The following is a 20,675-nucleotide window of genomic DNA, read 5'->3' on the forward strand; positions in this document are numbered from 1 at the left end:
TGCACTAGCAGGTCTGCCCACCACAGTCGTTGCCACAGCTATGGCAACGCCAACAAACTCGACCGCCTCCATCTGATCCCCAAAATGGTCGGAAACATGGGTCGCAGTCGTCGTTGCCACATCCCCCATACGATTGGGCGCGAGCCTGGTGCGGGAAAAAGGAAATAAGTGCCGCTGCGGACAAACCTCTCCCCATCAACAAAAAACTAGAGCGTCGACTAACGTCGAACCGTTCATTGCGCGGGAGCCGAATGCGAAACAGAAATGCGATCATATGTCCGGCCCACAGGAAAGTCAGCATAAATGATGCCGCGGCCAAGTAGATTGCGGCGCTTGTCTGTCCTAGCGATATCGCAATTAACACAAAGGCCCAAAGGGCCGCGGCAGCTAAAAACGCCTGCCTGATGCAAATGTGGCAATTGCCAAGACGGCCAAAAAGAAAGCTTCGCATCTTGTCCTCCGAGGTTCACCAGAGCTGTGGTGTGAAATCATGACCGCATTTGCGTCCCCCTTCCTTCTGCACGAATTAAAAACATGCGTGGTTACTACTGTCACACGATGTGCCGTCCTGGCAGCACCATGAGCTGTCCCCCCATTGGCAACAGAAAGTGCCTTGGCCGCATTGGCCATCGTAGCAATTCATCGCCAGTTGCGTACCCCTATCCTTTTTGGGCGTCTCCAACTCCTTTATCCTCGGCAAAGTGGTCATAATCGCCAGGCTCGCGAAGGCAGTCGAGAAATTTGCGATGAAAGACCTCCGAAGAGGGGAATACTCGCCAGCCTTCGCTGACGGGGACTGCAACTTCGTTTGCCGCAGGGAGTAGCGAATCGCATATACAACTAGGTGCAGCAGCCAAAGACCTGACAAGAGCAACGCAAGCGCGACGGAACAGTGCAAGATCGGGCCAGCACTTGTAACGAACCCCGATCCATAGGTAATCCCAGCGGCTAACCAACCAATGCAGGATGCGAGGAATGACTGACGCATGCATTTTGGGCATCTTCCTATATCGTAGAGAAACTTGACGGACCAGTGTCCAGCCTGCAATCGTTGTTCGCTCATAGCATCTACTCCCATCAGCTGATGTTTATTTAGATGTGCCAAATTCACTCACGGATTGCTCAAGGCATGTTTCTGATGCGTTTAGGGGTCGTCGCACAAACCAGAGCATATTGCTGCGCACGCCTGTCCAGTGAGATCGCAGCCCTTATGTTCATACGCGCAGGCCGCAAAACTTCTCTTGTTTCGGCAACCGGGGGGATACCACCGCCTGTCAGACACAGTTAAAGTCAAACGCCGGCCCCAAGCACTGCGTGGATTTTGCCAAGGAATTGATCCAACCGTCGCAACGCTGGTCGCATAGTGAGTTCCGCTCTGTTGGGCTAACGTCGCGGATGGCAAGAATGCCGCACTCAACATACAGTTCAAAGCTATAGCCCAATTGAAAAGCCGCCATTTCATGCCGGTCCTCTTGCTCTCCGTCGCCCAAGCGCTCCTGGCCACAGTCTCATCATAATGTCGTACCACTGCCCTGTTCCGCCCCCCTGCTTTGACTGCCGGGGCGGTGTTACCAGTAAACCTGCTACCCATGATCGAACCATCCTACCTCCTCCTTGGATTTGGTTCATCTTGGCGGTGAGTCCGAATCTCGTGACGCAAGATATTAGCCGCTCAGCAACGACCACGCCTGACCCGTTTGGGTTATGAGCAAGTCCCTTAATCGTCGGACTCGCAACCGCCATCATAGAGCGTATTGTGGGACATGAAACGTGTGCCAAGTGGTGTCGTCGACGTCTGCGCACCAAGTAAAACGTATTGCACTTTTGTTCTGGCGCGAAGTTTAAATATGAAGACTTGTCGAGCTGAGGACAGCGATTGGCGCATTCCTTCGATTTTATAGGCGGTTACATTGAAACGATCAGTCGGGTCAATTCTTCGTTTGAACAAACCGCGTCTCATCGTGACCCGCTGCCTGTGACAATCGAAGCCAGGGACCAGCGCGCGTCTACTGGCTGCTCAGGCAGAGGCTGCTCAGGGGGACCAATCCAGTCAATTGGGATTCCACTTTTATCGTAAATCGCGCACTGGTTGTAATCTGGCCTGATATCACACAAGCAATCACATAAGGTTCTTGCACCTTCCGCATGAGTAAAAGGTGCAAGCAACAGTAATGGAAGCGTTATCGCCGACCGACGCACCCACTCTAGAGATTCTAACACCTCGACCTCCGTTGAATTTTTGGTGCTCCGACCGGTCACGGTGATGACGATACCGACACAGCCATTGTTGCAGAATTGGCCTCGTTGAGATGGTGCATGATACCACTGGTTCGAACGACTAATACGTGACTGGCCCTTGTCCAGCACTTCCAACATCAAAGTATCCTTGTATAACTCTAGATACCGATCAATTTCGTAATAGCGGTTTTCCCCGTCCAGCTCATACTGACCAAATCCCCTGACCGCTTCCCAAATGATCCCGTCAATTAGAATTTGGGGTCAATCGAAATCCTCTCGCACGACCCAAAGAACCAGACATTAAGTTCAGCACCGTCTTCGGCTAACTTTCCTATGCTATAGAATCCCGACATCTTTCCAGATACGCGATCAATATTGTATTGGAGGCCCTCGCCACCTATATCGTACCTCAGTGTTGAACTTCTGACCGTCCAGTGAAACCCACCCGAGCCAAATTTATCAATAGCAGCTATGTTCGAGGAGGTATTTATTAAAACCTGCATCGTTTGGTCAATTTTGTCCGTCGTTGATTTATACCCAATCCCAGTGCATACGTCTTTGTTGTCACTATTAGAAAATCTCATACAGCTTTCGTATCCACTACAGGATAACCCGACAACGCCAGAGTCCAACGTTGCTGAAGTAATAGGGTGGTCATTATTCAGTTGGACGTTGCGGCAATTCAAAAAATTGGCGTAAACCCAGCCGCCTGGAATTCGCGCCCATGGCAAGCCCCGATCATCGTTCTGAATCATGGAGATCGTGACACTCTGCCCATTCGGAAGAACACCTAACTTCTTGCCTCTCGGGACTGCCCGGAGATTTAAGGTCGGCTCATTGGGGTCACTGACGATACAGGTTGAGCCGATAGCCGGTGCTTCAGCTCCATTTGCTGGCAGCACCGCCGGAACAACGACAGCACAAATGAATAAGGTCGCAGGAATTTGGTGAAGTAGCGTTTTTCTTCCAATGACGTTCGACATTGTCACGACCTGGACTCCAAAAACCGCCTTCTCTTTAGGCGCTCCGAGCACTGATCGGATTGTTGCAGGCTCATCACTGGCCCGCATGACCCAGATGGGTCATGCGGCCGCGGTTTGAGCGGTACATACTAATCTAGCAAGCAACGCGACCAACTCCGCCTGCCGATGCGTTTCAGTTTTGGCGAAGATTGCCTTCAGTTGGAGCCTAACAACGACCCTTGGCAGCGCAGGTGTAGTAGGGCTATTCACTCGCGACGCGCCTGGCATGCGACCATCGTGGAAACACTGTAGAAGTCACCGTCGATCCGGCTAAAGCTGGCCTTGCAGAAAAACCCGATCTCTCGTGCCGAAAAACTGAACTCTTGGTACCATGGCCGCTCATCGACGTAACTGTCCTCGGCCCTAACGCTGCCGACGATCTCGACGTTCGACATTCCACAGTCTCCGGCTGCACACTCCCTAATGCACTGATCTGCGACAAAGATGCCTCCGAGAAGGTCGTTGCCCCCGTCGCTTTGTCGGCACACGACATCATAACCGCCCTCCCTCCCGCAGAGGATTCCAGACGCCTTGGGGAGAAACAGGGGCATGGTACATCTAGTCCGCGCTAACTCCATCACCGCGTCGAAGGAGGACTTGTTGGGGCGAACAGGCATAGCGTTGCTACAATCTAGATAATTGGCATAAACCCAGCCATGCGGACTTTTCAGCCTTGCCCAAGGTAGCCCACGATTGTCATTTTTGACCTGTTGGACCTCTACGCTTTGCCCATTCGGAATCGTCGAAAGCAGAGTGCCACGCGGGGTCGCGCGAAGGTTCAGAGCGGTGGTAGTAGGATCATTGACAATGCATGTCGTGGCAGCCCTCGCCTGGAAGTCGGCTTGAGCAAGAATTATCAAAGCCAACAGGAGCGCCGCCACCGTCACAGGGCCGCAACTGAAGTAAAGCTTTCGACTCACACCTGTCACCTCGTCCATTGCAGCAGACAAACTTAACCGCCCGAAGGAGGCGCGGGTGGGGGCGGCTGCGGGGCTGGAAGACCGCTAGAGGGCAGTCCTCCAGAAGGTTTAGGCCCCCAGCTTCCAGTGTTGACGGTATTGCAACTATTGGATCCATCGCACGGTGAGATATAGGGGCCATTTCGCGGAGGATTGTCGGTGTGATTCTGAGCATCGCTGGTGGAAGTTATTCCAACAAGCGCAAATCCTGATATACTTAAACAGACGCTAATACTCCTGATCAGCATTGGCATGGCATACGCCATCAATCCTACTCCATTAGTGATTGCTATCGCTAGCGTTCGGATCTAGACTCTTTAATTACGAACTGTCCTTAACCTTAGAGCTTAGGAGGCACTCACCAGTGTCACTGGAAAAGAGCCAAGACGACGCGAGTTCCGATTGAGTATTGCAGAATCTTCAGCAGCTCACATGACCCAATTGGGTCAGGCAATAGCGACTTTCGTGGAATTTGGTAGTCTCGCAAGCAAAGCTACCAATTCCGCCTGCCGATGAGTGTCAGTCTTAGCAAAGATGGCCTTCAACTGATTCCTTGCCGTTTCGTAGGATATTCTCAGCCGTTCCGCTGCGGCTTCCAAACCTTCGCCTGAAGACATCCGATGCGCCAGCTTTGCCTCGGCAGAGGTCAGCCCAAAGCACGCTCGCAAGGCAACCTCAGGCGGTTGAGCACAGACATCCGGATCAACAAGAACGATAACTGCTTGGCAACTTGCGAGGGCGTTCGATGTAATTCTTGGAAGGCGCAAAGGATAGGCCAGAAGTGGCCTGCCGCTGATGCGTGGCAACGGAACCGGAGCCATCATTGCTGCTGGCGTCGAGTTTCGCAGCAGCGCGTGCAATGCGCGTTCTAAGTCATCCGTGGCATTCCTGTTGACAGAAGCGAGATGGCGACCTCTCAGACGAAGGTCTCGACGAATTAGCGTGTCGGCAGCCTCATTCACGAGAATCACCTCAGCGTTTCGGTCCAGCAGGACTGCGGGCGTGCCGCTCACATTGAAGGCATCCAATGCACCTTCCGCCCTTGCGAAGCTTAGCATTCTGGCGAGAGCAGCAGCCGAACCCAAACGCTTCGAGAGCTCCGCAAGTAGCCGCATCTCAGATGTTGAAAAAGGTCCTTGTTGTATCGACCGCTGAATGGACAAACACCACAACTCATCGCCTGCCGATACCTTTACCCCCGCATACCATCGCAAACCGAAAGGGGCTAAAAATTCTTGATAGTACGGACGCTTGGCAATCTCCTCGGGTGTCAGAACGTCAAGTTCGCTAACAACCCCTCGTCGTACCATGAGCGGGGCTAAGCTATAACGTTCGTCCCGTTCAATCCAGCCATCCCGAACATAAGCCTCGAACGATGGACCCATTTCGCGACTGCGCGGTATACTAGGCAAATGACCCTTGATGTCGAAAAGCATAGCCCCGAAGCTTCGCGTGGCTTTGGCGGCTACATCCATTGCCGCGTCCCAGCGCGCCGGATCGACCGCAGCTTCGACGAAGGCATTGCTTAGTGCATCCAGATTGAAAGTTTGGATCATGTCCATCCACTCTAGGCAACGGGGCTCTCGCGCTATAGAGGTTTCAACGCTATCTGGCTCTCCCATGTTTGAGTAGCCCGCTTCCCGGGAAGCCTAGTTCTTCAGGTGCAACGTCACGCCATTCGTTTGCATGACTCCCCTCATTCGGCGCGTGACCCACTTGGGTCATGCGAGAAATTTGTCACTTTGTTAGCCTTGATTGTGAGGTTCGTAGATTGGCGTAACACAAGGAGCGATAGCAAACTCAGGCGACGCAACAGAGGGTGCATGTCGTGGTGTCGTCCACTCCGTCTTGCGCCTTCGATTTCCTCAATGTTGAAGCATATGTCCCTGATTCCGTTGTTCCTATAGAATTCGAACAGGTCCTCGCGGATCATCCATCGAGCGAGGCCCGATAACAGAGAGGACCGAAAAAGATATCCCGCTCTCCCTAAGTCGATTGATACCCTTCATGGTCGCATCGAAACTACGTCGCCCCGACCTGTAGGTTTCGGTTCTCGTCATGGATATGTCGCGGCCCGTCCAAACTGACCCCAACATCCAACATCGATCTCGTTTCGCCGAAATAGATCGCACTAGTTATCGTCTAACAGAGTGCCATTGGTCTGTTTAGAAAACTTGCAATAGGCCCTTTTGCCGTTTACCGCCTGCTATGGCCAGCGAAGGCGACGGCGAGCACCATGGCGACAAGTCTCACGCTAATCCGGTAGATCATTGATCGTCTGCCGGCATATCCGCGCCATTGCCTGGACAACCGCCAAGGCCGCCATTGCGCGTTTCGTTCTGCCTCCGTTGCGATAGTTGCCGTTCCGCTTGCCTTCAGGTGCGCCACCGCCAGCATCGTGCATACGACAGACTGCGCTGCCCCTCACCGCTGGCGATCGACACTGGCAACCTGTCCGCTTCGAATGCTCAAAATGGGGACTCTTTCCCGCCATTTTGACTGATTAAGAAAGACAAAGCCTTGGCTATTCTTTCGGCGCGCTCGGAAGTACAGAATTTATATGTCTGAGAGGTAGTCGGGGAATCATCCAACGGAAAGACATCATTTATATTTATTTCACCGAAATGCGCGCCGTCGTGGTAAGATTGATGGACCATGAAGCACGCCGAATTAGTACATTCGACACGCATTTTGTTGCCATCGACCTTTATATTTGGATTCAGGTCGCGGTAGTTGGCCTCTGACCGATAATAATAACTTTTATCCGCTTTGAAATCATTGAAAACGTTGTGAAATATATAAGTGTGGTCTTCGTCAAAAACCCATCTCTCGGTTGATCCAGCGAATTCATTCTTGATGCTCTCGAACCCAGATAATTGCGGCTCGGGCGGGATTCGATCGAATTCACGTGTCGGAGCGTCGCAAACGAACGACGCAATGAATTTTTCTGCTTTTTTTATATCGGGCGACCGTTTGTCTTTGTATTTTTTCAGGAACTCATCGATCTTCTTATCGTCACCAGTCCCGAATATACTGGTGGTGTCAGCCTCAGCCCGCATACCCAGCAGCAAGAGCAGCCCGCAGGTTAAGCCGAAAGACAGCGCAGATTTGCAGAAGACAACCATTTGGACCTCGATGCGCAAGGGTCAGTCTTGGCATATTACGACGCCGACACACGACCAAGATCCATCGCTGTCCTAGTTACATTTGTCGACCTTTGTCGTATTGAAGAGGTTCGCTGACGAGCCTTGGAGCTTGCCTAGTGTAAGCACATGGTCGCAGGCTGCGCTTTGATCACTGAATGCGTGAGACGTATAGAAAGTAAAAATGTCTTGGCGAACCAGCGCTACGCCGGGCGGGGCTCGGTCCAGGATAGATCCGCTGGGTGCGATCAGCCCGATCAGCAGCGTTGCAGCAAATCCCTCCATAATGCCTCCCCTACCTCTCCCTTCTCAGGTGCCACAAAGCGGCATTTTAGCAGATTATTATATATAAGATAGACGGTCTGATGCGTCTATTCTGTCGCCTTGCGGATAGTCGAACATATTATGATGTTTTTCTCGTCCCACTCGTAGTGCCCGGGGCTAACTTTCCATGTCCACCACCCTTCCCAGCCGTCGGTTCCCCGCACTTTCCGGCATCAAGCGAGTCGAATGACCTTCATAGGTAACTTGGAAGATGTACTTGACTCTGAATCCGCAGTTATTGACGATTGTCAGAATTTGAAAATTACCCTCTCGCTTGGTCACTTGGGGAGGCAGTGTGCACGGACGATGGATCTCTGGGTGAGGCAGCGCCAGTGGTCCTAACCAATAAGGCAAGGCCCAGGCTGAGAAAGAGCTGTTTCGAGTAGAACATCGACGCCCATCATCTCCGCTTTTTCAGAATCGCTCCTTACGCAACGGCAAGCACGTTGGTATCGCCTGTCAAGTCTGGCATCGCAGACCGATCTGTCGGGAACAGCTCACACCCGGAAGCGTCAACAGGCGGCGGCAAGCGCACCACAGATTGGCGATGCACCATTCCCTCATCTTGTAGCGGTGTCGAGATAATACGCCCCCCGCTAGGGCGGCAACTAGAACTGGGCTCCTTGATCCCGACGAAATCCAAAAACGTCATGCATCACAGCTTCCCTCCGCACCATTTAACGCCAAGAGACTACGGGTTCATGTCTTCGAGTTCCGGCCGGGTCATCACGGCAAAAGCAGCCGCGATCGGCACGGGTGGTTGTCGCACCAAAGGTTCGACTGGCGCGGACGTGACGCAGCCAGGAGTGCCAGGCACAGGATGAGTGCCCTCAGTGCCGCACCCATGGCTCGGCCTCGTTCGCGCCTGGCGTCCTGCCGGCGGCTTGGCGCTCATCGTAGTGGCTCCCACCGCCGCTGTTCACGTGATCGCCTCCGCTGCGTAGTGCAACTGCCATTGAGCGGGGCGGGCGGCCGTTTCCGCCTTCAAAATGGCGTCCGCCTTCACTCAGACATCGAGACGCAAGATTTTCCGCGAACATCAAACGGCTATTGAATTGGGCAACGGCTGTCGACAGCACGCCGAAAGACAGAATGCGTATTGGACCAGTCCAGGGTAGCTTGCACGTTCCGAGCCTGCCATTGACGAGCGACTCTTGCTTCACATTCTCCTACCTGTTCGTCAGGTAGGCCCGCGCACAATTTCATTTTGTTGTTAACAATCTTCTGAATCTCCGCGTCCACCTGGCCAGCAGCTTCCCCGAGATTCACGCCGGCGCTCGCGGCGTGGGTTACAGCGCCAACCAAGGCCGAGGGAACTGGAAGTCCCAGAGACTTCAATTGAGTGATGAACTTGTTTACCTTATTCAACGCCTCGCGCGCTTCCTTCACAGCGGCGGCATTGGTTGCCGGATCGCATGCGCGGCTTGCTTTGTCTGCCTCCAGTTCCCGACGCATTTTGGCCAGAGCCGCTTCTGAACAGGATTTTCTGGCGGCTGCGCAGGCCTTCCAGCACGGAGGATACACTGGGTCGGAGGCCTTTGGGGGGCCACATCCTTTCTCGCAGTTCCGCTGCTCGGCGGCACATTGCCACCCCTCAAAAGTCGCTGCTCTCGCCATCGATATGGAGATGAGACAAAGCAAACAACAAGCCGCCGTTTTGCAGATGCGTAAAATCATGCCGTGCCATCCCAATTGATAGACTTCTCCGCCTCTCTAGCAGGCACCGAACACGTACTACTTACAAGCCAAAGGGGCCATCTAGTCGCAGCAGGGAATGATCCCTAGATCGTAAACGGTGTTCTCAGGCCACGGCCTTGAGCTCGAGAGCTCGAGCACGGCCCGCCGGCCGAGCTCATAGCGCTCCGGACACCGATGAAGCCGATCCATACAAAAAGCAATTGCTTGCAGACCAGCGGTTGCGCGACCGTTTTAATCCCATTTGGGATGAGCTCTTGAAGGCGGCTTCATCCGGTGGTCAGTAACGGACATGGCTGTAGGCGCTCATGAAAGAGCGTGGAGAGCCTGAATGGGGGATGGCGGCCCAAGGCACCGGCCACTTGCGTAACGCCGTTGTTGCAAATCGAGACCGGCCACCTCCCGAGGTTCAAGCCGGCATAATCCGGCTTCTGCGAGGACGGCGGCATAGCACGCCAAAAGCGGACATTCCCTAGCTGGCTAGACAGGCGTCGGCTATCTGCCCGCTGATTGTACCGGCGTTCAGCCTAGCCGTGCTGGTGCCGCTGAGGCTGAGCTGGCCATGGTGCCGGTTGCGGGGGCAGATAGGCGGGAAATTGCCTTATCCTTATCCTCTCGTAACTGAGCCGAGATTTCGGTTTCCCGTTTTTTCGAGATCGGGTGCCTGCCACGTCAACCGCCCAGTGCAACCACAAGACTGTATGCCCGGGACGCGCGAGAGACGGGATTGTTATCGTATTAGCTTGGGCGCATATTGTGTGAACCGAAGGCTTCCCTCCGGTTTGATAAGTGTTTCGCGACCCCGTCGAATAAGACAAGGCACGAGGTTACTTTCATGATCAATCTGGCGAGATGGATCACGACAGCGCTTTTGGGGACCCTAGTTGTAACACTCTTAGGCACCTGGCCGAGCTTCTCTGCGACTCCGGTCTCCTGTTCCGAAGAAGGCTCCCGTCACTCGGTCTCATATAAACGTAAGGTCGTTATCGAATTTCGAAACAATAGCAGCATGACGACTAGCTTGTATTGGCTCGACTATTATGGGGCTCGCAAATCATATGGCACCGTGGGCCCTGGTCAGTCCCTTGAGATAAACACTTTCGTCACCCACCCCTGGTTGGTCGCGGACGAAAATGGAAACTGCCTTGAAATTGTTCTGCCTGAGAAAGGCACCAGCCGTGATCTGGCGTTGATCAACGAGGCCCTACGGCCAGACACGTCTGGCACACTTGCCGACCACTATATGTTTTCGACCCTGATTTCCGCGATGACGTGCTCTCGCATGACGGCAACCGAACTTAGTTGCGGAAGGCAGCAGGGGTTTGGTCCCGCTGCGCCTTTTCTTGCAGCTACAGCCAAGCAGCTGCAGGCGTGCGCAAATGAGGGCGACGCTTGCGGTTTTGACGAACCACCGACGGTTACGGAAACCGGATTGTCCGAGGAAGCGCTATCGTCTTTACGCGCAAACGATCAGGTGAGCAGCTCATATAAATTGAGCTACAAAGGACAATCCTACGATTGCCATTTTCTGCTCACAGCACTCCTCCACGTCGGGTATGGTTCCGGCGAACCAGATTCATTGACCTATGACTCAAGTTTTTCTTGCTGGTAGGGACTCTGTGCCAATCCTGGCATCGATGACTGCGATGACGAAGACTATAGGCTTTGCAACACTTTGTGCCGCCATGTGCTGCTGGATAGCTGGATACCTCGATACCTCACTGTCTATGGCTGATGAATCCTCGAGCTGAGCCGCCATGACCCACGCGGAGGGACAAAGGTATATTTACCAAAATCAGTGGCCTATGCCCTATGCCGTCTACTGGTCGGTCGGCTGTTCGCCTGTGCTGTCGGCGCGCAGATGTCTTCGGGTCTTCGGGTCTGGTCAGGTTTCTTAATCTCGGGCGAGCAGACCAGCCGCATTCTTGCCGTCGAGGTCGATGGGCCATCATTGAGACACCGCCATGCTCTTGGGCGTTTCTTGAGCTTCTCAGTGAGAGTTGAGACGAAGAGACGAAGGCCGTCGCAGCGGCATTATGATCGTCGCTGCCGGTTGGCGTCATGCACCAGCGAGATGTCGCGAAAATATCACTCCGACTGATCTTGGTCGGATCCCAATTGTTGAACTTGATCCGAAAGTGACTCGGCAGCACATTGAATGCAATTTCCAACCGCTTCGCCAACGCTTTCGGATTTTTGGGCATCGCTACCCGCACCCACGACGTCCTTTGCTGCTTCGGTGACATTGTCGAGACAGTCGCTCGCAACGTCAGTACTAGCGTCGCACGCGGCACGGGCCAAAGTTGTGAGCCCCAATGAAATGCAAGCTGAAAGCGCAAGCGCGCGGCTCAAGTGTGATACACTCGTCATAATGGTCCTCCTTCCTCATTGCATAAAATTGGCATGTGTCGGTCGGCTGTGCTGCGCATGGACAGCATTCAACCCAAGGGACCGGTCGCCACCGCGACACAATAGCTCCGGTGTCCGTTGCCGCCGCCTAACGAAACCCCTGCAGCTCAGGACGAATCTACTGAGCGGTCCCTTCGCCGCTGCCCTCTGCGCATTTCGCTGCGTGCTGCTCTTGACCGTCTTTGTCAGTACACCAGCACAAAAACTTAGATCCGTCTGACTTGGTACACTCTAGAGCATTAGCAATCGACGTGCCGCAGAACGTCAACACTAGCAAAATAGTTGATAGGCGAAGCATTTTCTCCTCCATCATATTTGACAGCTGCCGGGAACAATTTACCGAACCCGACGCGACGATTTCAAAGTTCAATGCGTCCGGCCTCCAGCCTGCGCTGGAGTGGTGCAGCACATTTTGCGATCGCTCATTTAGCGGAGCACGCCTCGCCTGCGCTGTTTTTCTGGCAGCCCGTTCCATCCTCGCATTCGCAGGCATGTGCAGGGCTGGTGCCCTGTAGCAGATAGGCTCCAGAGAAGGTGACAAGTGCCAATAGCGCTATGTACGACAAAAACTTCGACATGACTGTCCTCCCGTGTTTTCAAAAGCGGTGATTGAAATTAAGGCCCGCGTGCTCAACAACGACTTGAACACGGCAGTCCTAGAAGCATACGGCAATTCCGCCAATCCAGCAATCTATAAGCGGGTACTAAATTAGAGCTCGTTGTATTATTCTACGTTATCGACGCAAAGTGTTTGGCTTGAGAGCGACATCGGCGGGCAGCACGCGGAGCGGCCCAGTCTGAGCTGGCCCTGGTGCCGGTTGCGCGGGCAGCGGGACAATCGGCTGGCTTCCGCCTTCCATTCCAGGTTGTGCCACCACTGGTCCGGTTCCGGGCTGATCAGCCCCCCTGTCGGATTCAAGCCGCACATCGCTTCCAGCCCCTCCGTCCTCCGTCGCCTCCTGCCGTCAATTCATTTTCGCATCCGGTCTTGAATGCGGACGAGAGCCTTGTCCTTCCAATTCCGCTTCGAATAATCGATGTGGACGCGAATGGCGCGTTCGATCGATTCGGCAACTTCCCTCCGGCCGGATTCTCGTCAGTGAAGCGGCGTCGCACGTCGGGATTTGTAAGTGCCGTCGATACGACTAATCGTCATCGAGAACGTATAAGCCGCCGTTTGGACCAGAAACGCTCCCTTCGGCCAGAATTCTGCTTTCGTTTATATCTGCAGTCGTGTCGATTTCTGACCGGTTGCAATCGGCCGCCGCCGAAAGACACGCCGTTGGAGTTCGGCGAGCCATAGTCTTCACCCTTCACGCCCGTGTGACCAACCAACGACCGTCACATTGTCGTCGGTATCCCCACTGAATATCGCCATCAGCAGTGGGCTTCATGCAAGCGCGTGATGCAGACCGGATGCAACTCGGCAGGATCATATTTCGAGGAGGTTTCTAGCGCTAACAACATGTTCGCCTGCGCTTGGGAGCATCCCTGCTTAACTACCCTGCATTGCATTGGTATCAAAATCTAGGTTCTGTTAACGTACATTCACCAATTTTCGTGTAAGAATCATATTTCTGTGTTCCAATATCATTGGTCTGAAAATCCCATCGCAACGATAGATCCGTCCGACTAATGCTTAGCCTTCGAAAATCGGAAATAGAGACATCTGACGTGAGCTTATGTACAACGTGCCATTCTGCCGATGCGACACTTTCTGATATTGAGAATACCGTGTCTTCAGATGATAGCCAGTTAAAGTCAGGAACGGGTGAGGAGATTCTTTTCAATAAGAGATTTATAGTGAACGGCGCATGGTTTATGGTCCCATAGTCTCCGTCACATAAATTGCCGCTTTCGCATCTGAAGTCGCAGGACAAATAGACTTCTTCGGAACCTTGCGAAAAATTCACCGAAGCCGCTAAAAGCGCCAGCGCATTCATGGAGCCCAGCAAAAATCTCGCCATTAAACTCAACTTCCCGTGCCGAAGGAATTCTATAAGTATTTTCGGGGTTGTCACGTTGCACCTGCTTTCGGACCCTATTCCTGGCACAGATCGGGGTATGGCCACCCCTGGCGAAATGAACTTCCCGGTCGGCTCCTGCTAACTCGCTGCCCATTCAGCCTTTGCGTCTTCGAACGATCCTGTGGGATGCAAATGGTTGAGCGTCCTAGTATTTGCACCCCATGTCCGAGAGTTGTCCCAGCCAGCTAGGGAATGCAGCCTAATCCTGCATCGCAAAGCGAGCGTCAGTTGTTGCGGCATTCGCAGGTAGCGTTTCCGTTAGAGTCGCAGTTACCATAGAATGTCTCGCCTGCGTTGCATGTCTTATCGCAGACGCTGGTTGTTCCGTCAGGCTTAGTGCACGATTTGGACCCAACGAAAATCAAAGAGTTACCGCCATAGACGCCCTTTAGATCAGGCATATTGAATGCCATCTCGTTAGGGGTCCACATCTTTAGCTCCGTAGCAGGGATCGGGGTCGAAAGGATAAAAAGCAAAGAGATACAAGAAGTTGCCACTATCACGGCGGATCGCATCGTCTACCTCCCTTGGCGGTTTTTATATTCCGTTGTGCAAACCAAGTATTAATACCGCAACTGAGGGAAATTGCCAAGGCGATTGACTGAATTGAGCAATGCAACCTTGCGCGCCTAAACTCTCCAAAGCCGCCAGATTTGGTGCTTGTCGTAACACATTTGCATCCTTGGCGCTTTTGTAGAGTCTGCGCCCTCTCGAGGAGGGAAATGGCTATAAGTACGGTAGTGGGAGGCGGATGATAAAAAATTGCAAAAGGAGTTAGGATTGGACGAACAACATGAGCGGTTATAGTGCTCGATTGCCGCTGTTCTCATCGGCGTCCAGGTGATCCTCGTCCTAGCTGGCAGAAAAGTCAGCAACGACGAATGAACCATTTACGAGACGAAAGACAACTCAGCTGGACACCTCGAAAAACCTAGCAATCGAGAACGCATTTTGATTCACTTCGCCTGGTGATTTGCACGGAGGCGTTGGATGCGAGGCCAGGCTGGGTTCTGGGATATTGACGAGCGCTATGTCCGGCTGAGCGAGGCCGGCGATCCACTGGAGAAGCTGAACGCGGTGGTGCCGTGGGAGGTTTTCCGGAAACCGCTGGCCAAGGCGCTGAAGCGCTCCGATGGCGCCAAAGGCGGCCGGCCGCCCTTTGATGGAGTGATGATGTTCAAGGTCCTGGTTCTGCAGGCGCTCTACAGTCTCTCGGACGATCAGGCCGAGTTCCAGATCCAGGACCGGCTTTCCTTCATGCGCTTCCTCGGGTTGGGGCTCGGCGACAAGGTTCCCGACGCCAAGACGATCTGGTTGTTTAGGGAGCACCTCACGCAGGCCCGGGCGATGGAGAAGCTGTTCGCCCGTTTTGACAAGCACCTCACCAAGGCCGGTTACCTGGCGATGGGTGGCCAGATCGTGGATGCCACGATCGTGGCGGCGCCGAAGCAACGCAATTCCGATGCTGAAAAGGCCGACATCAAGGCAGGAAAGGTGCCGGACGAGTGGCAGAAGAAGCCAGCCAAGCTGCGCCAGAAGGACCGGGACGCGCGCTGGACCGTGAAGTTCTCGAAGGCCAAGGCCGACGAGGAGGGAAAGACGAAGCAGCGCGATATCGCCGTTCCCGCCTTCGGCTACAAGAACCATGCCTCGATCGATCGCCGGCACGGCTTCATCCGCGGCTGGAACGTCACCGGCGCCTCGGCCTGGGACGGGGCGCAGCTTCGCAACGTGCTGGACAAGAACAACACCGGCTCGACAGTGTGGGCCGACACCGCCTATCGCTCGAAGAAGAATGAGGCGTGGCTGGACAAGAACGGCTACGTCTCCGACATTCATCACAAGAAGCCGAAAGGCCGGCCGATGAGCGAGGCGATGGCACGGGCCAATGGCCGGCGCTCAAAGATCCGCGCTTTCGTCGAGCACGTCTTCGCGCAGCAGAAATCCCGCATGGGCCTGTTTGTCCGCACGATCGGCATCGCCCGCGCCCGCACCAAGATCGGCATGGCCAACCTCGCCTACAATCTCACCCGCTTCGTTTGGCACCAGGGGCGAACTGCGTTCGCATGACGGCGAGAGCGGCGGAAAACGCCGCCGCGATGCCGAAATCGGCAACCAGCATCAGCCCCAACGACCGAAATCCAGCCACTGCCGCGCGTCAGACTATTCACAACCTCATTGCCGCACCACTCCCTCTGGAAATGCCGGTAGTTCGAGGTGTCCAGCTGATATAAAATGATACCAATTTATTGTAGATATGTGGAATACTTTTGCTCAGCGGTTCCGGGCGCAGGATAGGAGCGTCAACGCAAACCATGGTAAGTGCAAAACGGTCGAGAAGCAGTTTCAAACGACCAAAATGCGTAGACGTTCATATGCTAAGCGCTTCGTCCTTGCCAAGACAGCCCGAAAGGCCGACTCTTGAGGTCGGACCGGGCGGATACCTGAACGATGAAATCAAGCCACTGGAGGAGGCCGGCGGCGTGTGCGCTGGCACCAATACCGAGACTTGGGGCAGCTTCAGTCTTGGCAAATCGTGATCGCGATGCATGACCACGTCCCACCGCTCTCTTGTTCACACTCGCACTTGACGCTTGTCGTGTTGAAGAAATTCCTCTGTAGACAAAGCGCTTTATTCATGAGCAGCACATGGTCGCAGGCGGCACCTTTGTCATGAAACGCGCCAGAAGTGCTGGAGGTGAAGATGTCCTGGCCAACCCTCAGGATCAGTTTGGATTGATCGGCCGACGCTGCATGAGTTGATGAGCTTGCACCTTCCATCAGTGCGACCGATAGGCAAGCGAACAAAGCATACCGTTTCATACCCTATCCTACTCCAATAACAGCGCCGCACCTGATAACTGCGGCGGCGTTCAAGTTTGTCAAAGGTCATTTTTTAGCATGCCGCCACCTAACCGATCTGCCTATTTTCTTGGGACTGACAATACTCTTCCCGTCATCATAGTCCCATTTTGAAAGGACTATGGGGAAATCAGCTCAATGGGGACGAACCGTCGCACAGGAAAAGCTGGGAGAAAGACTTGTTTAGGGCGGCCCCTGCGCTGTTTGGGGAACTGCCCTTAGTCCGCTTTCTCATCCGGAGCCTGGCCGACGCCGAAGATTTGCGTCACCCTTGCCAATTCCGCCCCTTGGTAGCAATCTCGACCCGGGCAGTCGGACATCGCGGGATGGCCCAAGGGCGCAACAGGGGGGCAGTTCTCGTCGCAACCAGCTAGGACTCCGGTGATGAAGACATTGGAAATTGCGGAATTTCTTGCGGCGACTATGTTCCTGGCTGCCTCACCGTCTTTGGCCGATGAATCGTCGAGCTGCGCCGCCATGATCCACGCGGAAGGACAAAGGTATATCTTTCAAAATCAGTGCCCCTATCCTGTCTATTGGTCGGTCGCTTGTGCCGTGGGCGCGCAGATGTGTTTCGGCTCTGGTCAAGTTTTCCTAATGTCGGGTCAGCAGACAAGCCGCACTTTTCCTGGCGCGTTCGAGGTCGATGGGCCATTCGTTAGCCATTGAGCGGCAATTATCGGCTTGACGTACCACGGCTTACTTGATAGGATCGCTTCAATTCAAAAGGCAGTCCCATGAAACTCACCGATCCGATCTACACTGACGAAAACAAGGCTCGCGAGCACCTTGAAAGCCTTCATTGGCCGCATGGTCCGAACTGCCCTCATTGCGGCAATGCCAATCCCGACCGCATCACCAAGCTTATGGGCAAGTCCACGCGCCCGGGCGTCTACAAGTGCAAGGAATGCCGCAAGCCGTTCTCTGTGACCGTCGGCACGCTCATGGAGCGCAGCCATATCAAGATCAACGTTTGGCTTGCCGCGATGCACCTGTTGACCTCTTCGAAGAAAGGCATGTCCGCACATCAGATGCACCGCATGCTTGGCATCACCTACGAAAGCGCTTGGTTCCTTTGCCATCGCCTGCGTGAAGCCATGCGCGACGATCCTAAGTCGTCTGGTCCGCTTGGCGGCAAGAACAAGGTTGTCGAGGCTGACGAAGCCTATGTTGGCGGCAAGGCAAAGAACCGCGCACATCGCGAGCCTGCCCCGAAGAAAGCCGTTCTGTCGCTGGTCGAGCGCGACGGGCGCGTTGCCTCGTTCCATGTCGCCAACGTGACCGCCGCAACCTTGCGTCCGATTATCGTAACGACCGCCGATCGCGCCAGTGCCCTTATGACTGACGAAAGCACCCTGTACCCAAGGCTTGGCAAGGAATACGCCAGCCACGGCACCGTAAACCATTCGGCGAATGAATATGCCCGCCTTGGCGGCTTCATGCACATCAACACCGCTGAGAATTTCTTTTCGATCCTTAAGCGCGGTATCAATGGCGTCTATCATCAGGTGAGCGAAGCCCATCTGCACCGCTACCTTGCCGAGTTCGACTACCGCTACAACAACCGCATCGGCCTTGGCGTCACTGACACCGAACGCTGCGAACGCGCCATCAAGGGTATGGTCGGGAAGCGCCTTACCTATCGGCGGACTAACGAAGCCGGTCACGCTTAAGCAGAAAGCGAAGCGACTCCTAAACAAGCGCAAAAAGAAGTAGCCTCTCCCTTCAGACGGGAGGGACGATTTATGACAAGCTTAGCGGAAAGCCTGCGACAGGCTGCGATAGAGGTATGCAATGGCTACCAACAGCGCAGCCATAATCTGAAAAAAGACCTTAAGCGTGCGCAACTTAGCGTTCTCGAAATACAGGCGTCTCTTGATGCGTCGAACCTCTCGGTTAAGCGCATCAACAGCTTTCGACCGGACATCGGCGGGGATTTGCAATGTCCTCAATGCTGGATCGCTAACGGACGCCAAATGTCTTTGATCCCTCAGTCTAGCGGCACCGAGCTTGACCTCTTCCAATGCCGCCAATGTCATTTCGACTTTTCCTTTTGAGCATTCGAGGACTTCGGTTGGGCCTTCTTTTCGCCCTTCCCATGTTTGGGCTGCGGCGGCGTATTCAAAACGCGCTTAGCCAGATCGTCGCGGCGCTGGTCGGCCTTATCCTGGTCTTTGTCTTTTGGGGCTTTCGACATGTCCAATCCTTGGGACCCAATGTCATTTCCGCTCATGGGCGATCATGATGATTCAACGCTCTTCGAAGCGCTAGGCCGTGCTTTGGACAAATGGGAGTTTGTCGAGTTCGGACTGGCAATGTTGTACAGCCTTTTTGTGGGCGACCAAAGTTTTGCGAAGACACAGGAATACGGCGGCGGCAAGATTTTCCGGGAACGGCTCGCTGGTTTGCAGCGCGTGGCGGAGGCATGGTTTGTCAATTTCCCAAGCCAACAACTGGAGGGGGAGTTCGACAAACTAACAACTGCCGCAAGGGGGTTTTCGGATCGGCGCAATGAGTTTGCCCACGGCCTCGTGATGGATGTCAGACCCGTCATGTTCTGGAGAAGCAAAATGACCTTGGCTTCCCCTAATCTCCCGCAATTTATCGTCGGCCCGCCCCTCTACCTAGGCCGTAAACACGATCTCACCGGCATGCCCACGTTTGGCTATTCGAGCATAGAACTCGAACTGATCTACGATCGCATGACTGAATTCGAGTTAGAGGTTGACCGGTTTATCCGGACGCTGTGGCCAAGTGCTTTGCCGCATGGATAGCTGCGAAGGCAGTGCGAAGCATGTCCCGTGATTGGAAAGGTGGAATGTCGAATTCACGCTCCAAGGCTCGCGCGCCTTCCATGATGTCGCGAGCGCTCATGCCTTCAGGTACCCAAACGCCATGTCCTCCATACCCTTCGATAGTGCCGGCCTGTCGCGACTCAGTAGACATTGTGAACCTTGGTACGTCAAGCCGATAATTGCCCATTGAGCGGTGCAAATACATTGCCGCCTAGGGCGCGCTCTGAGCATGTAGCTTCTCGGTGAGAGTTGAGATGAAGGCTGTCGCAGCAGCATTGTGATCGTCGCCGCCGGCGCAGCTGTTGTCATCATAACGCGTCAACCTGCGTAGACCGAGAAGAAGATCTTGCTCTGAAATGCAATTGCTTCTTGCGCACCGAAATTCAACAGGTCCGTCTGCGTCAACAACCTCCCTCAGCAGCGGAATTGGTATATTATAACTCGTTGTTCCTTTCTTGAGCACCAATACGTTTCCGTCAAAATCTTCTTCATGTATGTCGTCTGAGCTGCAAAGGCCCCGATTATATTTATACCCCTCCTTCAGATCGTCTGTCGATTGATTGCCAAGCGGACTGCACTCTGAAACGTCATTCGCCTTGACCCATCCGAAATGGAAAAACCCGTAGGTGACCTTTTTCCAAGCCGTAGCGTCATGCGGCGTGCTGTCTGTCCAGCTCTCGCTGTTGTCATAAAAAAAAGGCACTCCGGCTTCGATTGTTCCGAGTACACTGCCGGAAACATCTGGCGTTTCGTATTCGTCGACGGACCGATCACAGACAAAGAACCGTTCGGCTGCGATAGCTGCGCCACTGCTAAGCAAAATCGTAGCAGCCACTAAGAAAAGTTGCTTGCTTCTGCCAGCCTTCTGCTCAGCCATCGTTCCCTCCCTCGTGGAGCCTTGATCTTTAGCACATCTAGAGCGGGATTTCGTCGGAAACGAAGCGGTTCACTTGACAAAAATCGTCTGGGTGCCAACGAGGCCGGCACTCTATAGCGCTTCCGAGTAGGCACGGCAGAAGAAAACGCCAAAGCAGAAGAAGGAAATCGGGCATCAGGTGTTCGCAACGTGTGGTCGAAGCAATTGATTGACAAAGACTTGAGCTGGCACGCCTCGTGTGTGCTTTGGAATGTTTTGGGCTATAGATGAGAATGCGGGACGCCATTATGCAGCGCGTAGATATTCGGATCACTTCGGGGGAAC

15 protein-coding genes are annotated in these 20,675 nt (G+C 54.1%); 6 read left to right on the forward strand and 9 right to left on the reverse strand.

Features of this window, described 5'->3' with window-relative positions:
* Positions 1–526: 526 nt before the first annotated feature.
* The 5 genes from NKH70_RS22915 to NKH70_RS22935 all read right to left on the reverse strand — a co-directional run bounded on the left by NKH70_RS22915 (position 527) and on the right by NKH70_RS22935 (position 7,362).
* The gene (locus NKH70_RS22915; RefSeq protein ID WP_353026171.1) at positions 527–1,078 is read right to left on the reverse strand and encodes a DUF3624 family protein; all 552 of its coding nucleotides are present in this window, start codon (positions 1,076–1,078) and stop codon (positions 527–529) included.
* A gap of 1,408 nt (positions 1,079–2,486) precedes the next feature.
* Complete coding sequence (locus NKH70_RS22920; RefSeq protein WP_353026058.1) at positions 2,487–3,221, reverse strand: SH3 domain-containing protein; 735 nt, start codon at positions 3,219–3,221, stop codon at positions 2,487–2,489.
* Between the two features lie 245 nt (positions 3,222–3,466).
* Positions 3,467–3,655, reverse strand: a complete 189-nt coding sequence (locus tag NKH70_RS22925; protein ID WP_353026059.1) for a hypothetical protein — start codon at positions 3,653–3,655, stop codon at positions 3,467–3,469.
* Between the two features lie 1,010 nt (positions 3,656–4,665).
* Positions 4,666–5,775: a helix-turn-helix transcriptional regulator gene (locus NKH70_RS22930; protein ID WP_353026061.1), complete on the reverse strand. Its 1,110-nt coding sequence runs from the start codon at positions 5,773–5,775 to the stop codon at positions 4,666–4,668.
* A gap of 912 nt (positions 5,776–6,687) precedes the next feature.
* A complete protein-coding gene (locus NKH70_RS22935) occupies positions 6,688–7,362 on the reverse strand; it encodes a hypothetical protein (protein ID WP_353026063.1) in 675 nt (224 codons plus the stop codon).
* A 1,669-nt stretch (positions 7,363–9,031) separates the two neighbouring features.
* On the opposite strand from NKH70_RS22935, the gene NKH70_RS22940 reads away from it, so the two are divergent.
* The 3 genes from NKH70_RS22940 (at position 9,032) to NKH70_RS22950 (ending at position 15,887) form a co-directional block, all read left to right on the forward strand.
* On the forward strand, positions 9,032–9,382 hold the full coding sequence (locus tag NKH70_RS22940) for a hypothetical protein (protein ID WP_353026064.1): 351 nt from the start codon (positions 9,032–9,034) through the stop codon (positions 9,380–9,382).
* 834 nt (positions 9,383–10,216) lie between these two features.
* Positions 10,217–10,993, forward strand: coding sequence for a VHL beta domain-containing protein (locus NKH70_RS22945; protein WP_353026065.1), 777 nt, complete (start codon positions 10,217–10,219; stop codon positions 10,991–10,993).
* A 3,814-nt stretch (positions 10,994–14,807) separates the two neighbouring features.
* On the forward strand, positions 14,808–15,887 hold the full coding sequence (locus NKH70_RS22950) for an IS5 family transposase (RefSeq protein WP_353026067.1): 1,080 nt from the start codon (positions 14,808–14,810) through the stop codon (positions 15,885–15,887).
* A 450-nt stretch (positions 15,888–16,337) separates the two neighbouring features.
* Here the strand turns inward: NKH70_RS22950 and NKH70_RS22955 are convergent, their stop codons facing one another.
* Complete coding sequence (locus tag NKH70_RS22955) at positions 16,338–16,640, reverse strand: hypothetical protein (protein WP_353026068.1); 303 nt, start codon at positions 16,638–16,640, stop codon at positions 16,338–16,340.
* A 423-nt stretch (positions 16,641–17,063) separates the two neighbouring features.
* On the opposite strand from NKH70_RS22955, the gene NKH70_RS22960 reads away from it, so the two are divergent.
* Complete coding sequence (locus NKH70_RS22960; protein WP_353026070.1) at positions 17,064–17,348, forward strand: hypothetical protein; 285 nt, start codon at positions 17,064–17,066, stop codon at positions 17,346–17,348.
* 68 nt (positions 17,349–17,416) lie between these two features.
* On the forward strand, positions 17,417–18,352 hold the full coding sequence (locus NKH70_RS22965; RefSeq protein ID WP_353026072.1) for an IS1595 family transposase: 936 nt from the start codon (positions 17,417–17,419) through the stop codon (positions 18,350–18,352).
* Between the two features lie 81 nt (positions 18,353–18,433).
* Here NKH70_RS22965 and NKH70_RS22970 read toward each other — a convergent pair whose 3' ends face one another.
* Positions 18,434–18,718, reverse strand: coding sequence for a hypothetical protein (locus tag NKH70_RS22970; RefSeq protein WP_353026074.1), 285 nt, complete (start codon positions 18,716–18,718; stop codon positions 18,434–18,436).
* Positions 18,715–18,876, reverse strand: a complete 162-nt coding sequence (locus NKH70_RS22975; protein ID WP_353026075.1) for a hypothetical protein — start codon at positions 18,874–18,876, stop codon at positions 18,715–18,717. Before NKH70_RS22975 ends, NKH70_RS22970 begins: the two co-directional genes overlap by 4 nt.
* On the opposite strand from NKH70_RS22975, the gene NKH70_RS22980 reads away from it, so the two are divergent.
* Positions 18,875–19,453, forward strand: a complete 579-nt coding sequence (locus NKH70_RS22980) for a hypothetical protein (RefSeq protein ID WP_353026077.1) — start codon at positions 18,875–18,877, stop codon at positions 19,451–19,453. The genes NKH70_RS22975 and NKH70_RS22980 overlap by 2 nt on opposite strands.
* Positions 19,454–19,685: 232 nt before the next feature.
* Here NKH70_RS22980 and NKH70_RS22985 read toward each other — a convergent pair whose 3' ends face one another.
* Complete coding sequence (locus tag NKH70_RS22985; RefSeq protein WP_353026078.1) at positions 19,686–20,351, reverse strand: hypothetical protein; 666 nt, start codon at positions 20,349–20,351, stop codon at positions 19,686–19,688.
* Positions 20,352–20,675: the final 324 nt, after the last annotated feature.

The organism is Mesorhizobium sp. M0991 (genome assembly GCF_040318915.1).
In the GTDB taxonomy this organism is placed as follows: Bacteria; Pseudomonadota; Alphaproteobacteria; order Rhizobiales; family Rhizobiaceae; genus Mesorhizobium.